9 protein-coding genes are annotated in these 16,458 nt (G+C 77.6%); 8 read left to right on the top strand and 1 reads right to left on the bottom strand.

All coding sequences use genetic code 11. The features are described from left to right. Positions 1–50 precede the first annotated feature (50 nt). The 8 genes from BLU95_RS07280 (at position 51) to BLU95_RS07245 (ending at position 16,005) form a co-directional block, all read left to right on the top strand. Positions 51–1,016 (top strand): hypothetical protein, encoded by a 966-nt coding sequence (locus BLU95_RS07280; RefSeq protein WP_093859264.1) that lies wholly within the window; start codon positions 51–53, stop codon positions 1,014–1,016. Positions 1,017–1,400: 384 nt separating this feature from the next. Beyond that, positions 1,401–2,885 carry an MFS transporter gene (locus BLU95_RS07275; protein ID WP_093859263.1) on the top strand — a complete coding sequence of 495 codons (1,485 nt, stop codon included), beginning with the start codon at positions 1,401–1,403 and terminating at the stop codon, positions 2,883–2,885. Between the two features lie 67 nt (positions 2,886–2,952). After that, positions 2,953–4,350: a non-ribosomal peptide synthetase gene (locus BLU95_RS07270; protein WP_197698727.1), complete on the top strand. Its 1,398-nt coding sequence runs from the start codon at positions 2,953–2,955 to the stop codon at positions 4,348–4,350. 332 nt (positions 4,351–4,682) lie between these two features. Then, positions 4,683–7,889: a non-ribosomal peptide synthetase gene (locus BLU95_RS07265; RefSeq protein ID WP_093859262.1), complete on the top strand. Its 3,207-nt coding sequence runs from the start codon at positions 4,683–4,685 to the stop codon at positions 7,887–7,889. Next, the gene (locus tag BLU95_RS07260; RefSeq protein ID WP_231978364.1) at positions 7,886–9,127 is read left to right on the top strand and encodes an acyl-CoA dehydrogenase family protein; all 1,242 of its coding nucleotides are present in this window, start codon (positions 7,886–7,888) and stop codon (positions 9,125–9,127) included. Before BLU95_RS07265 ends, BLU95_RS07260 begins: the two co-directional genes overlap by 4 nt. Before the next feature lie 39 nt (positions 9,128–9,166). After that, on the top strand, positions 9,167–11,038 hold the full coding sequence (locus BLU95_RS07255) for a non-ribosomal peptide synthetase (RefSeq protein WP_093859261.1): 1,872 nt from the start codon (positions 9,167–9,169) through the stop codon (positions 11,036–11,038). A gap of 78 nt (positions 11,039–11,116) precedes the next feature. Further along, positions 11,117–13,063, top strand: a complete 1,947-nt coding sequence (locus tag BLU95_RS07250; RefSeq protein WP_093859260.1) for a non-ribosomal peptide synthetase — start codon at positions 11,117–11,119, stop codon at positions 13,061–13,063. After that, the gene (locus BLU95_RS07245; RefSeq protein ID WP_093859259.1) at positions 13,060–16,005 is read left to right on the top strand and encodes a condensation domain-containing protein; all 2,946 of its coding nucleotides are present in this window, start codon (positions 13,060–13,062) and stop codon (positions 16,003–16,005) included. The genes BLU95_RS07250 and BLU95_RS07245 overlap by 4 nt, the downstream gene beginning before the upstream one ends. Positions 16,006–16,099: 94 nt before the next feature. On the opposite strand, the gene BLU95_RS07240 is transcribed toward BLU95_RS07245, so the two are convergent. Further along, positions 16,100–16,429, bottom strand: a complete 330-nt coding sequence (locus BLU95_RS07240) for a TcmI family type II polyketide cyclase (RefSeq protein WP_093864696.1) — start codon at positions 16,427–16,429, stop codon at positions 16,100–16,102. Positions 16,430–16,458 lie beyond the last annotated feature (29 nt).

Raw genomic sequence — 16,458 nt, 5'->3', positions numbered from 1 at the left:
GGGCGGGGCCGCGTCTATCTTGAGGGGCCACGGACACGAGAGGGGCGCACATGGGCACGGCCGGTCGGAAGGTGGCCGCCGCGGCGGCGACGGGTGCGCTGCTGGCGGCGTTGGCCGCCTGCGGTTCCGGGAGCTCGACGAGCTCCGAGAACGCGGCGAAGGGCACGGCGGGCGCGTCGGCGACCCCCGGGGCGACGGCCGACGCGGCCACCGGGGGTACCGGTGCGCCCTCGGCGGCGGCCGGGTCCGGGACCGCCGCGCCGTCGGGCGACCCGGCCGGTGGCGCCGCCGCCGGCGGTACCCCGGCGGCCGGGGCGAGCGGTCCGGGCGCGGCCACGCCCGGGGCGACGGCGGCGGGCGGCTCGACCGCCGGTACGGCCGGTGCCGGGGCCGGGGCCACCGGAACGACCACCGGGGGCGCTTCGAGCGGTGGAGCGGGTGGAGCGGGTGGAGCGGCTGGAGCGGGTGGGACCGGCGGGGCCGGGCAGCCGGCGACCGGTCCGGACTCGGACACCGCCCTGCTCGACTCCGCGCTGGTCGCCCTGCTGCTGCCCGACCAGAAGGCGATGACCGGCTGGGAGGAGGAGAAGCGGCGGGTCGACACCGCCGACCACGCCACCACCTGCACGGCCGCCGCGCCCTGCAAGGGCAAGCCGCTGAGCGGCAGCGCCAGGTTCGCCGCCGGCGAGGTGGTGGTGCGCTTCGGCGTCGACACCCTGCCCGGCCGGGCGCAGGCCCAGGACCGGTACAAGGAGGCGTACGGCGCGTACGCCGACGCGAGCAAGTACGGCCCGGCCGACGTCGGCCTGCTGGGGACGGAGAGTCGCGCGTTCAAGGGCGACCTCGCGGGCCGGGACGGTGTGGCGATCGTGCTGCGCGCCGGCACGGTGGTCGCCACCGTCACCACCGAGGGCGGTCCGGTGGACCCGGCGGGCACCCGGAGGCTGGCCGCGATGCTGGTCGCCCGGATCGAGCAGGCCCAGGCGGGCCGCACCCCGGACGCGGCCCTCGGCTAGCCCGTCCCCCCTTCAGCGGGCCCCGCGGCCCCCGGACCGACCCCGGTCCGGGGGCCGCTTCCGTGCGCCGATATCACGGCCGCACCACCGCCAGGTGACGGAAAGTCAGCACTCCCCGGGTTCCGGCCAAGTTGAGGCCGGCTGTCCGCTGGCTGAAATCCATGGTCCGGATAGCGGACACTCGGTTGGACATCCCGAACGGGAAGACCGGTCGGCGCGACGTCGCTGGTCCCGCCCCCGGGCGCCCGTTCCGGGCCCTCGCGGGCGGATAAGGAGCAGGTGAGGGAAGACTGAGCGAGCGGCGGTATCCGGCCGATTCGGGCGGGGGCCGGAATCCGGCCAGCCGGTTGCCCTGTAGCGAATCGGTAACCGAGGGTCGTACTGATGAACGAAACGCCTCACCTGCCCAGTACCGGTCCGTCGGCCCGCCGCGACTTCCGCCTCCTGCTCTCGGGGGCCGTCACGGCGCAGGCGGGCAGTCAGGTCACCCTGGTCGCACTGCCCCTGGTGGCAGTGGTGGAACTCGATGCCACGCCCTTCCAGGTCGGCCTGCTGACCGCCGCCGAGACCGCCGCCTTCCTCCTGGTCGGCCTGCCCGCCGGCGCCTGGCTGGACCGGATGCGCAAGCTGCCCGTCCTGGTCCGCGCCGACGTGCTGCGCTGCCTCGCCGTCGGCTCGATCCCGCTGGCCGCCGCGCTGGACGTGCTCAGCCTGCTCCAGCTCTACCTGGTGGCCCTGGTCACCGGGGTGGCGACGGTCTTCTTCGACGTCGCCCACCAGTCCTTCCTCCCCGTCCTGCTGCCGCGCGACCGACTGGTGGCGGGGAACGGGGCGATCGAGACGGTCCGGTCCTCGGCGCAGATCGCCGGACCCGGTCTGGGCGGCGGACTGGTCCAGCTGCTCGGCGCCCCGCTGGCGATCGTCGCCGACGCGTTCGGCTTCCTCGCCTCGGCGGTCCTGCTCTCCCGGATCGGGGCCGAGGAGCGACTGCCCGCGCCCGAGCCCGGGCGGTCGCTGCGGGCCGAGGTCGCCGAGGGCCTGCGGTTCGTGCTCGGCCACCCGCTGCTGCGGGTGATCGCCGCCACCACCGCGGCGTCCAACCTGTTCAGCGCGGTGCTGATGGCCGTGCAGACCGTCTTCTGGGTGCGGGTGCTGGACCTCTCCCCGGCCGCGATCGGGGTGCTGCTCTCGGCCTCGGCGGTCGGCGGGCTCGCCGGTGCGCTGTGCGCGGGCCGGCTCGCCGCGCGGATCGGGCAGGCCCGGCTGATCTGGCTCGCCCCGCTGGTCACCGGCCCGTTCGCGCTGCTCTGGCCGCTCGCGGACGGGGGCGTGGGGGCGGTGCTGTTCGCGATCGGCGGGGTGGCCGTGCTGTTCGGCGCGGTGGTCTACAACGTCGCCCAGGTGAGCTTCCGGCAGAGCCTGTGCCCGCCCCGGCTGCTCGGCCGGATGAACGCCACCATGCGGTTCCTGGTCTGGGGCACCCTGCCGCTCGGTGCCCTGCTCGGCGGCGCCGTCGCCGAGCAGGCCGGTCCGCGCGCCGCGCTCTGGCTCTGCGCGGCGGGCTTCCTGGTGGTGCCGGTGCCGCTGCTGTTCTCGTCGCTGCGGGGGATGCGGGACCTGCCGTCCGCGCCCGCGGAGGAAGGGAAAGCCGACGCCGGGCCGTCGGCGGACGACGCCCCGACCGAGGGTTCCGGCCCGGCCGGAGCCACGGCTCCGTCGGCGGCCACGGCCCCGATCGCGGTCACCGGTCCGACGGTGGGCGTGCGGCCCACCGCGGGCGTGCGGTCCGCCGTGGACGCGGACCCGGCCGCCGGTGGCGCCGCCGGGCGCGACCCGGCCGAAGCCGCCGACGCCGGAAGGGCCCGCTGAACGCGCCGCCCGGGCCCGGAACCACGCCGACCCACCGATGTCCCGAACCGAAAGCGGAGACCCTCCCGTGCACTCCAGCATCACGGCCGCCTACCTGACCCGCTACCGGTCCCTCGCCTCCGCCGCCGGGACCGGCCCCGACCCGGTACCGCTGCTCCCGCTCACCGGCGCCCAGCGCCGCTTCCTGATCACCCGCCACCGCGACCGGCTGGCCCGGACGGACATCGTCCCGCTGTTCTTCGCCTTCCCCCGGGGGACCGTCGACCTGCCCCGGTTGCGCCGCGCCGCGCTCCGGCTGGCCCGCCGGCACCCGGCGCTGTGCGGCGGGTTCACGGTGCTGCGCGGTACGCCGGTGCTGCGGCTCGGCGAGCCCTCGGTCGAGGTGGCCCGGGTGCTGGTGGACCCGTCCGGTCCGGCCGCCCCCGGAGCCGTCGCCGCCCCCGGAGCCGGGATCGGCGCAACCGCCGTCGACGGGGCCGCCGGTGCCGGGCTGCCGGACGGGCCCGCCCGGGCGGCGCTGCTGCGGGCGCTGCTGGACTGGCCGACCGACGGACCGGCGCTGCGGCTGCTGCTGGCGGCCGGACCGCAGGACGAGGAGGAACTGCTCGCCGTCGCCCTGGACCACGCCGCCTGCGACGAGCAGTCGCTCGGCCTGGTCACCGAGGGGCTCGGCGCCGCCTACGCCGAACCGGACGAGGGCGAGACTGCCCCGGACGCCGCGCAGGCCGAGGCCGTCGAGGCCTACCGGGTGGCGGTGGAGGGGCAGTTGGACGCCGAGGCGCGGGCGGCCGGCGAGGCTGCCCAGCGGCACTGGGCAGCCCGGCTCGGCGCTCTCGCCGACGCCCCGGACGCCGCCGGACCGGCCGGTCCGGCCCGGTCGACCGGCATGGCCGTGGACCGGCTGCCCGCCGTGACCGGCGCCGCCCGGAGCGGTGTCTTCCCGGCACTGCTGGACGCCGTCGCCGCCGCGGCGCACCGGCTCGACGGCGGCGACCGGGTGCTCGCGCTGGGTTACCCGTGGGGCGGCCGCCCGGCCGACACCGCACCGGTGCTCGGCTGCTTCCTGAACACCCTGGTCCACCCCGCGCCGCCCGGCCCGCCCCGTCCGCTCGACGCGCTCGGCGCCGACTGGTGGGACGACCTCGACCACGCGGACACCCCGTACGACGAGGTGGTGCGCGCCGCCCGGTCCGCCGGGGCGAGCTGGTCCGGTGCGCTCGACGGACTGCTCACCTTCGAGGACCTGCACCGCCGACCGCCCCTGCTGCTCGGCGGGGTCGCCGGGCGCGAGGTCCACCTCGCGGGCCGTCCGCTCGCCGCACCGATCGCGGTGTCCGCCTCGCACGGCGAGGACCTCCTGGTCCGGCTGGCCTGGGACCGCGAGCGTTACCCGGACGCCGCGGCGGAGGCCGCCTTCGCGGTGCTGCTCGCGACCCTGCGCCACCACCTCGGCACCGGGGCCTGACCCGCCGGGCCGTTCCGCCGTCCCGGCCCCGCTGCGGTCCCGAGCCGCCACGGTCCCGAGCCGCCGCCGCCCCGAGTCGCCGCGGTCCCGATCCACCACCGTCCCGATCCCCCGGACCGCTCCGCTCGCCGACCGCCGCACCCGCCGGCCGGCCGGTCCGCCACGACCACCCCGACCCACCCCGACCCGCGTCGACCCGCGTCGACCGATCCCGACCCGTTCCGCCGGGCCCGCCACCACCCCCGGCGGGTCCCGGCCCGGGGCAGGCCCCACAGCGCCCGCCCCGAGCTGTCGAACCGAATCAACAACCCGACACAACCAGGGAGTTGCCCATGTTCGTACTCTCCTCCTCGCAGGAGATCGTCTGGCTGCACGAGCAGATGCAGCCCGGCAGTCGTGCCTACAACTTCACCGCCGCCCTCGACCTCTGGGGGCCGCTCGACACCGACGCGCTCCGGGCCGGCCTCACCGCCGTGCTCGCCCACCACCCCGGCCTGCGGCTCGAACTGGTCCCCCGCGCCGAGGGGTTGCCGCTCCAGCGGGTCGGCGCCCGGACCGAGCCGCGGCTGCGCACCAGCGACCTGAGCGCCGAGGCCGACCCCGAGGCCGTGTTCCGTACCCTGCTGGCGGCGGAGGCCGAGGAGCCGCTGGACACCACCGACGCCCCGCTGCTGCGCTGGCACCTGGTCCGGATCGGCGACGACCACCACCGGCTGATCCACGTCGAGCACCACCTCGTCCACGACGGCCACTCGTTCGCGATCCTGCTGCGCGACCTCTTCACCGTGTACCGCGCCCACGTCCTCGGCGAGGCCGACACGGTCACGCTTCCCGCCGCGCCTTCCTACGAGGAGCACGTGCACGCCGCCGAGGCCGTCCGGGAGGCCGGCCGCGAACGTGGACTCGCCTTCTGGAAGCAGGAGTTGGCGGACGCCCCGCTCGACCTCGCGCTGCCGGGCCTGGCCCGTCCCGGCGCCCGCCGCCGCCACCGCGGCGGCCAGCTGCGCCAGTCGATCGGCGCCGATCTCGCCGAGCGGCTGCGCGAGCGGGCCAAGGCCGACGGCCACACCCCGTTCTCCACCCTGCTCACCCTCTTCGCCGAACTGCTGCGCCGGCACAGCGGCCACCGGGAACTGATGGTCGGCACCGCCGTCGGCAACCGGCCGCCCGGCTTCGAGGGCACCGTCGGGATGTTCGTCAACACCGTGCCGCTGCGCCTGCGACTGGACCCTGCCGCGCCCGGCACCGACGCGGTGGACGAGGTGACCGATGTGCTGTTCCGTGCGCTGCCCCACCAGGACGTGCCGGTCCAGGAGCTGACCCGCGCGCTCGGCCGGCACACCACCGGTGCGGACAACCCGCTGTTCAGCGTGATGTTCAGCGCGCACGACGCGCCGCTGCCCGATGTGCAGGCGCCCGGCCTGGAGGTCTCGCTCTACGAGGGCTTCAACACCGGCACCACCCGCTTCGACCTCGACCTCGTCCTGCTGCCCGACGACCGCCGGGTGGTCGGCGAGAAGCACGGCGCGGCCGGGATGACCCTGGTCTGGGACTACGACGCCGACCTGTTCGGCGAGAGGATCGCCACCCTGCTCTCCGAGCGGCTGCTCGACCTGCTGCGCGGCTACCTCGACGGCCCGGACGCCCTGCTCGCCGACCTCGCGGTGGCGCCCGCCACGACCGGCACCGCGACGGACGGGGACACCACCCCCGCCGCGCTGCCCGAGCCGGCCGGTCTCGACCCGGTCGCCGTCCACGACCCGAGCGCGCTCGCCCTGCTCGCCGGTTCCGAGCGGCTGAGCTACGGCGACCTCGACCGCCGGGTCGGCGAGCTGGTCGAGCGCCTGCGCGCCGCGGGGGTGACCCCCGGGCAGCCGGTCGCCACCGTGCTGCCGCGCGGCGTCGACAGCGTCGTCGCCCTGCTCGCCTGCCTGCGCCTCGGCGCGGTGCACGCCCCGCTCTCCGCCGAGGACCCGCAGGCCAGGCTGGCCCTGCTGCTGGAGCGGCTCGCCCCGGCCCTGGTGCTGGCCACCCGGCAGAGCGCCCTCGCGCTGCCCGCCGACACCGTCCCGGCCCTGCTGGACGGCCCGGCCTTCCCCGCGGCCCGCCCGGCCGCCGTGCTCGACGGCGCCGCCTACGTGATCCACACCTCCGGCTCGACCGGTGTGCCCAAGCCGGTCCTGGTCGGCCGCACCGCGCTGGCCCGGTACCTGACCGCGGTGACCGCCCGTTACGGCCTGGGCCCGGCCGACCGGGTGCTGCTGTTCGCCCGGCCGTCCTTCGACGTGGCGCTCGAGGAGGTGCTGCCCTCGCTGGTGGCCGGCGCCGCCCTGGTGCTGCCGCAGCGCGAGGTCCCGACCGGGCCCGAACTGGTCGCCGTGCTGGCCGCCCGCGGCGTCACCGTCGCCAACCTGCCGACCAGCTACGCGCTCGCCGTCCGCGAGGACCTGCGCGACGCGCTGGCGGACGGCCGCTGGGCGCCGCGCCTGCTCGTCCTCGGCGGCGAGCGGCTGCCGGCCCGGGCGCTGCGCGGGCTGACCGACGGCACCGCCGTCACCGTCCTCAACGCCTACGGCGTCACCGAGGCCACCGTCACCTCCACCGTGCACGAGCTGACCGCGGCCGACCTGGCCCCGGCTGCCGTCGCCGACCGTACCGATGCCGACGGCGCGTCCGCCGACGGTACCGCCGCCGAGGGCGTCGACGACACCGCCGAGATCCCGCTCGGCACCGAACTCCCCGGCGTCCGGATGCACGTCCTGGACACCGGCGGCCAGCCGCTGCCGCCCGGAGCGGTCGGCGAACTCGCCGTCGGGGGAGCGGCCCTGGCCGACGGCTACCTCGGCCTGCCGGAGGTGACCGGGGCCCGCTTCCCGGTCGTCCCGGCCCTCGGCGGCGAGCGCGTCTACCGCACCGGTGACCGCGGCTACCGCGACCTCGACGGACGGCTGCGCTTCCTCGGCCGCCAGGACAACCAGGTCAAGCTGCGCGGCTTCCGGATCGAGCTGGAGGAGATCGAGGCCGCCGCCTCCGCCGAACTCGGCGGCCGCTCCTGCGCCGTCCTGCTGCACCGGGGCGACAGCGCCGGACCGCGCCTGCTCGGCTTCCTCGACGGCGGCCCGCAGCCCGACCAGGCCGCCCTGCACGCGGCCCTGGCCCGCCGGCTGCCCGCCGGTCTCGTCCCGGCGAGCTGGACCGCGCTGGACGCCATGCCGCTGCTGCCCGGTGGCAAGCCCGACCGGGCGGCCCTCGCCCGCCTGGCCGCCGAGGCACCCGCCGCCGCCCCGCCGGAGACCGCCCCGTCGGCCTTCACCGACCCCGCCCAGCTGCTGATCGCCGAGGCCTGGCGGGAGGTGCTCGGCCACGACCGGTTCGCCCCGGACTCGCACTTCTTCGAGGTCGGCGGCCACTCGCTGCTCGCCGCCCGGCTCGCCGCCTGGCTGGAGCCGCACCTCGGCAACCGGCCCCCGCTGCGCACCCTCTTCCAGCACCCCGTCCTGGCCGACCAGGCCCGCGCCCTCACCGGAGCCCAGCAGTGACCCTCACCGCCCCCGGGCCCGCCGCCGCCCGCCCCGCTGCACGACCGGCCAACAGCACCGGCCTGTCCGCGCCCTCCGCCGTGCTGGAGGGCGAGCACCGCGAACTCGTGGCCGCCTTCGAGAGCTTCGTGCGCCGCGAACTCGAGCCGCTCGCCGCCGAGTTGGCGGAGTCCGCCGAACAGCCGCCGGCCGACCTGCGGGCCTACGTCCGCAAGCGCTCCGCCGCCCTCGGCTTCTACGCCGGCGACTACCCGGAGGAACTCGGCGGCTCCGGCATGCCGTTCACCGCCGTCGTGCTGCTCCACCACGCCGCCGGGCGCAGCGGCTGCCCGCTCGCCCCCTACGCGCTGGCCGGCTCCGACGGGCCCAGCCCGCTGCTGCGGCACGGCACGCCCGAGCAGATCGAGCGCCACCTGGTCCCGCTGGTCCGCGGCGAGCGCACCCGCTGCCTGGCACTCACCGAACCCCAGGCCGGGTCCGACGCGTTCCGGCTCACCACCACCGCCGTCCGCGACGGCGACGGCTGGCTGCTGAACGGCCGCAAGACCTTCGTCAGCAACGCCGACCGCGCCGACCTCGCGCTCGTGGTCGCCGCCACCGACCTGGGCGACGGCGCCGGGCCGACCGCCGGCGCCACCGCCTTCGTCCTGCCGATGGACCACCCCGGGCTGCGCATCGGCCAGCGCTACGAAGGCATGTCCGGGGAGCCGCTGTTCGAGCTGGTGCTCGACCGGCTGCACGCGCCGGCCGCCGCGGTGATCGGCGGCGAGGGCGGCATCGGCGCCGCCACCGGGCTCGCCATGGACAGCCTCTCCCGGGGCCGGCTGGTGGTCGCCGCGATGTGCGACGGCATCGCCGAGTTCGCGCTGCGGCTCGGTGTCGAGTACGCCCGCGAGCGGCAGGCCTTCGGACAGCCGATCGGCGACTACCAGCACATCCAGGACCACCTGGTGCGCACCCGCGCCGAGGTCGAGGCCGCCAAGCTGCTGACCCTCGCCTGCGCCCGGCTCGTCGACGAGGGCACCGAGGCGCCCGAGAACGCCGCGCTCGCCAAGCTGACCTCCTCCGAGACCGCCGTCCGGGCCGTCGACCGCGCCCTCCAGGTGCACGGTGCCACGGGCTGGGTGCGCGGCCATCCGCTGGAGTACCTCTACCGCTACGTCCGGATGACCACCATCATCGAAGGGACCTCCGAGGTCCAGAAGGTGATCGTGGCCCGGGCCATGGGCCTGGGCTGACCCGTACCGACCATCCACCGACGTCCGGAGGACCCCGTCATGACCACCATCCAGGACCGGCCCCTGCCCGGCCTTCTGCCCGGCCTCTCCGTCGCCTACGGCCGCCCGCACCGCGACGGCGCCGTGCTCGACCTCTTCACCAGCTGGGCCCGCCGCACCCCGAACGCGCCCGCGCTGATCGACGGCGGACTCACCCTGAGCTACGCCGAACTCGACCGTCTCGCCGACGGGATCGCCGGGCAGCTGGCCGGAAGGGTCCGCCCCGGCGACCTGGTCGGCCTCTGCCTCGACCACTCCGCCGCCCTGGTCGCCGCCACCCTGGCCGTCGCCCGGCTCGGCGCCGTCCACCTGCCGCTCGGCCCGCGTCCCGGCGAGCGCCGGCTCCGCGCCGTCGCCGAACAGCTGCGCCCCGCCTGCCTCATCGGGGACCCGGCGCTGCTCCCGCCCGCCCACCGGGACGGCCGGCACCACCCGGTCACCGCTCCGGGCGCGACCGGGATCGTGGCCGCCTTCGCCGGGGAGAGCGACGGCGCGGAGGCCGTCCGCGCTCCCAGGGGCACCCAGTACACCGTGCTCACCTCCGGCTCCACCGGCCTGCCGAAGGCCGTCGCGGTCGGGCAGACCGCGCTCGGTGCGCTGCTCACCTGGTACCGCGAACTGACCGGCCTCGGCCCGGGCGACCGGCACAGCCTGCTCATCGGCGTCGCCTTCGACCCGCACCTGATGGAGCTGTGGGCCGGCCTCACCTCCGGCGCGGCGCTCTGCGTCGCCCCCGAGGCCGTCCGCTGGGACCCGGTCGCGCTCACCGACTGGTGGCGCACCGCCGGCATCACCGTCGGTGTGCTGCCCACCCCGCTCGCCGAGCCGGTGCTCGACCGGCCCTGGCCCGCCGACCTGCCGCTGCGCCACCTCACCGTCGGCGGCGACCGGCTGCGCCGCACCCCCGGTCCGGACGTCACCGCGACCGTCCACAACGCCTACGGACCGGCCGAGGCGACCGTCACCACCACCGTGCACAGCATGGTGCCGGGCGCCGGGCACGGCACCGGCGCGCCGCCGATCGGCCGGCCCGTCCCCGGCGCGATCGTCCTGGTCACCGACGAGAACGGCCGCGCGCTGCCGCGCGGCGAGGCCGGTGAACTGCGGATCGGCGGCCAGGGCCTGGCCATCGGCTACCTCGACGAGGGACTGACCGCCGAGCGCTTCGTCTCCGCGCCCGACGACCTCGAGGGCACCGACCGGGTCTACCGCACCGGCGACCGGGTGCTGATGCGCGCCGACGGCGTGCTGGAGTTCCTCGGCCGGCTGGACGACCAGGTCAAGGTCAGCGGAGTGCGGATCGAACCGGCCGAGGTCGAGGCCGCCCTGGAGCGCGACCCCCGGGTGCGGCGCGCCGCCGTGGTCGCCCGCCCGGCCCAGGTGGGCGGCGCACAGCTGATCGCCTTCGCCCAGCCCGTGACCGGGGGCACCCCGGTGGACGGCGCCGAACTGCTGGCGGCGGTGCGGCCCTGGCTGCCCGAGCAGGCGGTGCCGAGCGCCCTGCGGCTGGTCGACGGCTTCCCGCTGGACGCCAACGGCAAGATCGACCGGGCCGCGCTGCTCAAGGCCGAGGAGGCCGAGGCCCAGCAGGGTGCCGCGCGCCCCGCCGGGGCCGGGGCCGACGCGGCCGCCACGCCGACCGAGTGGACGCTGCTCCGGATCTGCGCCGGGCTGCTCGGCCGGACCGACCTCGGCCCCTCGGACAACTTCCTGGACGCGGGAGGGACTTCGGTCACCGCCGCGCGACTGCTCGCCGCGCTGGAGGAGGAGTTCGAGGTCCGGCTGCGGGCCCCGTCGCTGCTGCGCCAGCCCGATCTGCGCGCGGTGGCCCGGCTGGTCGACGAGCGCCGTCCGGGCGCCGTCACGGACTGACCGGCCGCCCCCTCCCGCCCGCCCACCGTCGCACGGCGCCCCGGCCCACCGCCGGGGCGCCCGGAAGGCTGACCTCCGATGACTCCCTCCCGCTCCACCACTGCTCCGACCGCCGTCGCCGCGGCCGTCGTCGCTCCGACCACTGCCGCCGCCACCGTCCCGGCGCTGGTCGCCCGGCAGGCCGCCGAGCGCCCCGAGGCGCTCGCCGTCACCGACGGCACCACCACCCTGACCTACCGCGAACTCGTCGAGAACGCACGGCGGTTGGCCGCCGAGCTGACCGCCCGCGGAGTCGCCCCCGGCAGCGCCGTCGGCGTGCTCTGCGCCCGCGGCAGCCGGATCGCCGTGGCCCACCTCGCCGTCTGGTGGGCCGGCGGCCATGTGCTGCCGCTCGACCCGGCGTACCCGGCCGCGCGCCTCACCGCGATGCTCGACGACGCGGCCGTCCGGCTCACCCTCGGCGACAAGGCGCTGCTGGCCGAACTCGATCTGACCGAGGACCGCTCGCTGGTGCTCACCGAGACCGGCCCCGCCGGGACCGGCGACGACGAGCACGGGCCCGCTCCGGTCGACCCCGACCCGGACGCCGCCGCCGTCGTGTACTTCACCTCCGGCTCCACCGGGCGGCCCAAGGGCGTGCTGGTGCCGCACCACGCCGTCACCGGGCTGGTCACCGCCGCCGACGGGGTCGTGCTGCGCCCCGGCGACCGGATGCTGGTCCGGACCTCCGCCGGTTTCGACCTCTCCACCCTGGAACTCTGGGGCCCGCTGGCCAACGGTGCCGCGCTCGCCGTGCCGACCGCCGACCGCCCGAGCGCGGAGGAACTCGCCCGTGACGTCGAGCGGTTCGGCGTCACCCACGCCGTGCTCGCGACCGCCCTGTTCCACCAGCTCGCTGCGCGCGGCTCACGGATCTTCGGCGTGCTGCGGCACGTCGTCGTCGGCGGCGAGGCGCTCGCGGCCGAGCACGCCGGCGCCGTGCTGCGGGCCTACCCGTGGCTCGAACTGGTCAACGGCTACGGCCCGACCGAGGCCACCACCTTCGCCACCCTGCACCGGGTCCGGCCCGCCGACTGCGCGGGCCCGGTGCCGATCGGCCGTCCGTTCGGCGGCACCGGCGCCGCCGTCCTCGACCGGGACCGCCGACCCGTCCCGGACGGCACCCGGGGCGAACTCTGGCTGACCGGACGGCTGGCGCTCGGCTACCTCGGCCGGCCCGATCTGACGGCCGAGCGCTTCGTCGAACTCCCCGGCCTGGGCCGGGCGTACGGCACCGGCGACCTGGTGTCCCGGCGCCCGGACGGCACCCTCGACTTCCACGGCCGGCTGGACGACCAGGTGAAGGTGCGCGGCTACCGGATCGAGCCCGGCGAGGTCGAGCACGCGCTGCGCCGCCTGCCCGAGGTCGCCGAGGCCGCCGTGGTGGTCCGCCGCGCGGGGCGCGAGGACGCCGCGCTGACCGCCTTCCTGGTCGCCGCCGAGGGCGCCCGCCCGACGCCGGAGTCGCTGCGCCGACAGCTCGCCGAGCGCCTTCCGGCCCATCTGGTGCCGACCGCCTGGACGGTGCTGGACACCCTCCCGCTCACCGGCAGCGGCAAGGTCGACCGCCGCGCGCTGGCCGCCGAGGAGGAGCCGGCCGGGACCGCCACCAGCGCCGGGACCGCCCGCCCCGTCACCGGCCCCGCGGCTCTCGGCCCGATCGAGCAGGTCGTCGCAGCCGCCTGGTCGCGCGCCCTGGAGACCGAAGTGACGACCCCAGAAGCCGAGTTCTTCGCCCTGGGCGGCCACTCGCTGCTCGCCATGTGGGTGGTCGACGACCTCCGCGAGGACCTGGGTGTCGAGCTGCCGCTCGGCGACTTCCTGGGCCGGCCCACCGTGGCCGGTCAGGCCGCCCTGATCGAACGCGCCCTGCTCGCGGCCGATTCGGCGGGGTCCGCCGGGTCCGCCGCGTCCGCCGATGCGACCGGGGCCGCCGACCCCGACCTCGTGACCGCCGGCGCCCGCCCCCAGGAGTCCGCCCGATGACCGCCCCGATCGACCAGGCCGAACTGCTCCGCCGCGCCCGGAGCCGCGCCGGGAAGCCCGCGCCCGGCACCCCGGCCGCCGGCCCGGTCCGGCGCGCCACCGCCCCCGGCCCGGCCCCGCTCTCCCACGCCCAGCAGCGGATGTGGCTGATGGACCGCCTCGGCCAGGGCGGCCCCCGCTACCACGTCCCGCTCGCCACCCGGCTGCGCGGCCCGCTGGACCGGGACGCCCTCGCCGCCGCCCTGACCGGCCTCACCGCCCGCCACCACGTCCTGCGCACCCGCTACGGCCACCAGGACGACCGGCCGCACCAGGAGCCCGCGCCGCCCGCCGCGGTGCCGCTCCCGGTCCGGGACGCCGCCCCCGAGGACGCCGCCGCCCTGCTGCGCGACGAGGCGGCCCGCTCGTTCGACCTCGCCACCGGCCCCGTCCTGCGCGCGCTGCTCCTGCGGCACGCCCCGGACGACCACACCCTGCTCCTGACGATCCATCACATCGCCGTCGACGGGGGATCGCTGCCCGTCCTCGCCGAGGAACTCGGCGCGCTGTACGCGGCCGCGGCCGGGGGCGGCCCCGCCGACCTGCCCGAACCCGGGATCCAGTACGCCGACTACGCCCGCTGGGAGCGCGAGCGCGACGACCGGCTCGCCGCCGCGGCCGCCGCCCGGGCCACCGGGCTCGCCGGTGCCGGGCCGCTCCCGCTGCTGCGCCCCGTCCCGCCCGGCACCCCCGAGCGCCGCGCCGTCCTGCACAGCGCACCGCTCACCGCCGACACCGTGGACGGACTGCGCCGGCTCGGCGCCCGGCACGGCGCGACCGTGTTCACCGTCGTCCTGGCCGCCGCCTTCGCGGCCCTGCGCGCCGCCACCGGTGGCTCCGACCTGGTGCTCGGCTGCGCCGGCGGCCACCGAGCCCGGCCCGAACTGCGGCGGCTGATCGGCCTCCAGGTCAACACCCTGCCGGTCCGCGCCCGGCTGCCCGAGCCGGACGGCGACCCGGCCTTCACCGAACTGCTGGCCGTCGTCCGCACCGCCCTGCTGGACGCCCAGGAGCACCACGAGGTGCCCTTCGACCTGGTCGTCGAACGCCTCGGTGCCGCCGCCCGCGGCGCCGACGGCACCCCGCTGCTCGCCGTGAGCTGCGACCTGGTCCACCCGGCCGAGCCGCTGGCGCTGCCGGGCCTCACCGCCGAGGCGGTGGAGGTCGACCTCGGGCTCGCCAAGTTCGGCCTGACCCTGCTGGTCGAGGACGGTCCGGAGCCGCGCTGCCTGCTCCAGCACGACCCGGCCGCCCTGGACGGGGCCACCGCCGGTCGGCTGCACACCGCTTTCGCCGAACTGCTGGCAGCCGTCGCCACCGATGCCGACCGCCCGCTGTCCCGCCTCCCCGGCGAGCGGCTCGTGGACGAGCGGCGTCCGGTCGAGCGGCTCGTGGACGAGCGGCATCCGGACGAGCGGCTCGCGGGCGAACTCCCCGGTGCGACCGGGCCGGTGGACCACCCCGACCGGCATCCCGCCGTCGCCGCCCTGCTCGCGGACCCCCGGGTCGCCGACGCCGCCCTGCACCTCGCCGAGCACGGTCCCGCCCTCGCCTACGCGACCGTCCGCGGCCCGGTCGCCCCCAGCGGCGCCGAACTGCGCGCCGCCCTCCGCCGCCGGCTCGCGGACCCCGACGCGCTCCCGCACGCCGTCACCCTGCTGGACCGCATCCCGCGCCGCTCCGACGGCGCCCTCGACCCGGCCCGGCTCCCCGGCGCGCCCGCCGCCCACCTGGACACCGTGCGCGACGTCTTCGCCGAACTGCTCGGCGCCCGGCCGCCCGCCGAGGGCGACTTCTTCGGCCTGGGCGGCCATTCCCTGGTCGCCGTGCAACTGGCGGAGCGGCTCCGCGCGCGCCTCGGCCTGCCGCTGACCGGCCTGGACGTGCTGGAGCGGCGGACCCCCCGGGCCCTGGCCGCCCTGCTGGCCGAACGCGCCGCAGAACGCGCGGCCGAACGCGGTGGCGCCCGCCGCACCGCCGCCGGCACCGCCGCCGTCCCCGCCGCCCGGGCCGGGACGGTGCTGCTGACCGGCGCCAGCGGCGGTGTCGGCGCCGCCCTGCTCCAGGAACTCGTCGCCCAGGGCCGCCCCGTGCGCGCCCTGGTCCGCCCCGAGTCGGCCCATCTGGTGGCCGGCGCCGGGGTGGAGGTCGCCGAGGGGGACCTCGCCGACCTGGACAGCCTGCGCCGGGCCGCGGAGGGTGCGGAGACCGTGATCCACGCCGCCTGCACCTTCACCGAGCACGCCGTCGACCTCGCCGCGATGCGGACCCTGGTCGAGGGCTGGCGTGGCACCGGTGGATTCGTCTTCGTCAGCAGCATCGACGCCTACGGCCGCCCGGCGCCCGGGGAGGTCGCCGAGGGCGGCCCCTCGGCCGGACCGCTCACCGCGTACGGGCAGGCCAAGCTCGACTGCGAGCGGATCCTGCTGGACGCCGCCCCGTCGGCCTCCGGCCCGGTCGCGGTGGTCCGCTCGCCGATCGTCTGGGGCCCGCACCGGCGGCTGCGCGACCAGCTCCGCTGGGGCGCCACCGGCGCGCTCTACCAGGCCGCGCTGGCCGGCCGCCCGATCCTGCTGCCGGAGCCCTCGGCCGGGTGGGCCGGGGCGAGCTGGGTGCACTCCGCCGCGCTGGCCCGGGCGGTGACGGCCGGCCTCGGCCTCGCCCCCGGCCGGATCGTCAACGCCGTCACCGGCCACGTCTCCTGGGCCGACTTCGCCGCCGAACTGGTGCGGCTGCTCGGCTCGTCGAGCACCGTCGCGCACGGCCCGGCCGCCGAGGCGGAGCTGCTGCGCCCCTGGTCCTACCGGGCCGACGCACTCGCCGGGCCGCTGACCCCGGAGCCCGGCGAGGACTGGCGCGCCGTGCTCGCCGCGATGACGGCGCAGCCCGCCGGGGCGCACTGACGCCCCGGCGCCGGCGTACGACCCGCCCGCACGAGCGGACACCCCGGGGCCCGAGGCCCGCGGGGTGTCCGCTCGTCGTGTCACCGGTGCGCGCTCAGCCGCGGCGCTCCCAGCGGTAGAACTCGCGCGCCATCGCGTCCTTCGGCCCCCGCCAGGTGGCCGGGTCGTACGCCTGGACATAGCTGGTCAGCGCGTCGCTGACGGCCCGGAACTCGGGGTGGCCGACCACCTGGGCGACGGCCGGCCCGGGCGGCCGGTCCGCCTCGATCAGGTGCAGGTACACGTCGCCGAACTGGAACAGGCTGCGCCCGGTGACGCCGATCAGATGGGGGAGTTCACCCCGGTTGTCGGAGTCGGCGAAGACCTCGGCGATGCCGGTGGCCGCGTCGGGCTTCATCCGGGCGACGATCAGGGCGCGGTGGATCCCGGTGGCCCGGTTCTCGGTCGTGGGGG

It is taken from the genome of Streptomyces sp. TLI_053, from assembly GCF_900105395.1.
Classification (GTDB): Bacteria; Actinomycetota; Actinomycetes; order Streptomycetales; family Streptomycetaceae; genus Kitasatospora.
Note: the sequence above shows the minus strand (reverse complement) of the source record. Positions and strands in the feature narration are given on the sequence as shown.

Bases quoted from the DNA above. Each gene is read 5' to 3' on its own strand.
- BLU95_RS07250 (WP_093859260.1), top strand. From the start codon at position 11,117: ATGACTCCCTCCCGCTCCACCACTGCTCCGACCGCCGTCGCCGCGGCC.
- BLU95_RS07265 (WP_093859262.1), top strand. From the start codon at position 4,683: ATGTTCGTACTCTCCTCCTCGCAGGAGATCGTCTGGCTGCACGAGCAG.
- BLU95_RS07280 (WP_093859264.1), top strand. From the start codon at position 51: ATGGGCACGGCCGGTCGGAAGGTGGCCGCCGCGGCGGCGACGGGTGCG.
- BLU95_RS07275 (WP_093859263.1), top strand. From the start codon at position 1,401: ATGAACGAAACGCCTCACCTGCCCAGTACCGGTCCGTCGGCCCGCCGC.
- BLU95_RS07245 (WP_093859259.1), top strand. From the start codon at position 13,060: ATGACCGCCCCGATCGACCAGGCCGAACTGCTCCGCCGCGCCCGGAGC.
- BLU95_RS07255 (WP_093859261.1), top strand. From the start codon at position 9,167: ATGACCACCATCCAGGACCGGCCCCTGCCCGGCCTTCTGCCCGGCCTC.